We start from the raw sequence: 1203 nt of genomic DNA, 5'->3' as shown, positions 1-1203 counted from the left end.
TCGTTCGTGACGTTGTAGCTGCAGACTTTGGTCAAGAAGTTGCGGACAAAGTTCGTGTTCAATACGGTGGTTCTGTTAAACCTGAAAACGTTGCTTCATACATGGCTTGCCCAGACGTTGACGGTGCCCTTGTTGGTGGTGCGTCACTTGAAGCTGAAAGCTTCTTGGCATTGCTTGATTTTGTAAAATAATCTCAGTTATTCCAGACAGTCTGCTAAGACTGTCTTTTTTTTAAAGACTGTATATTTTTCTTAAATTATCAGTCAATTACAACTTTTTTAATATGGGTTAATTTTCTTGCTTTTGTCTACTAGGAGTAGTATACTGAGATAGTAATCAATAAATATGGTTGCAAAAATAATATTATGAGGTGATCAATATGGTTGAATTGAAAAAAGAAGCAGTAAAAGACGTAACAACATTATCTAAAACAGCGCCAGTAGCATTGGCAAAAACAAAGGAAGTATTGAACCAAGCAGTAGCGGACTTGTATGTGGCTCACATTGCCCTTCACCAAGTTCACTGGTATATGCGTGGTCGTGGCTTCCTCGTATGGCATCCAAAAATGGATGAATACATGGACAGTCTTGATAGCTATCTTGACGAAATCAGTGAACGTTTGATTACTCTTGGTGGAAAACCTTATTCAACTTTGACAGAATTCCTTCAACACAGTGAAATCGAAGAAGAAGAAGGAGAATTCCGTAACGTTGAAGAAAGCTTGGAACGTGTTCTAGCAATTTATCGCTACCTCATCGCTCTTTTCCAAAAAGCTTTGGATGTAACTGACGAAGAAGGTGATGATGTTACAAACGATATCTTTGTTGGGGCTAAGGCTGAACTTGAGAAAACAGTTTGGATGCTTACAGCAGAACTTGGACAAGCTCCTGGTTTGTAAAATATAGTTGCTACCCCTTTTATCATGAGGCGCTTGATAAGTGCCCATGATCAATCATCTTTTAAAAGTCATGTAACTGTAAAAAGTTGCATGATTTTTTTGTCTGCTGGACTTAGGACACATTGTCAAAAGTAGGATTTTACGGTATAATAGTTGCTGTTCAATAACATATGAATTTTAAAGAATAATTGTTAGTTTAAGGAGGACTTATGAACAACTTACCAAATTGCCCAAAATGTAATTCAGAATATATCTACGAAGACGGAAGTCTCTTGGTCTGCCCAGAGTGTGCCTATGAGTGGAAT

At 37.8% G+C, this 1203-nt stretch carries 2 protein-coding genes and 1 pseudogene; all 3 read left to right on the top strand.

Features of this window, described 5'->3' with window-relative positions; translation table 11 throughout:
- A partial coding sequence (locus GMD4S_RS09075; protein ID WP_000324874.1) for a triose-phosphate isomerase occupies window positions 1-191 on the top strand: 191 nt, incomplete at its 5' end.
- Between the two features lie 188 nt (window positions 192-379).
- A complete protein-coding gene (locus GMD4S_RS09070; protein ID WP_000229895.1) occupies window positions 380-898 on the top strand; it encodes a Dps family protein in 519 nt (172 codons plus the stop codon).
- A 209-nt stretch (window positions 899-1107) separates the two neighbouring features.
- Window positions 1108-1203, top strand: a pseudogene (locus tag GMD4S_RS09065) (hypothetical protein); the annotation flags it as partial.

The sequence above is a fragment of the Streptococcus sp. GMD4S genome (assembly GCF_000296955.1).
The sequence above is the reverse complement of the archived record's forward strand: the minus strand, read 5'-3'. Positions and strand labels throughout refer to the sequence as shown.

Excerpts from the sequence above, each read along its gene's own strand:
- GMD4S_RS09070 (WP_000229895.1), top strand. The coding sequence starts at position 380 with ATGGTTGAATTGAAAAAAGAAGCAGTAAAAGACGTAACAACATTATCT.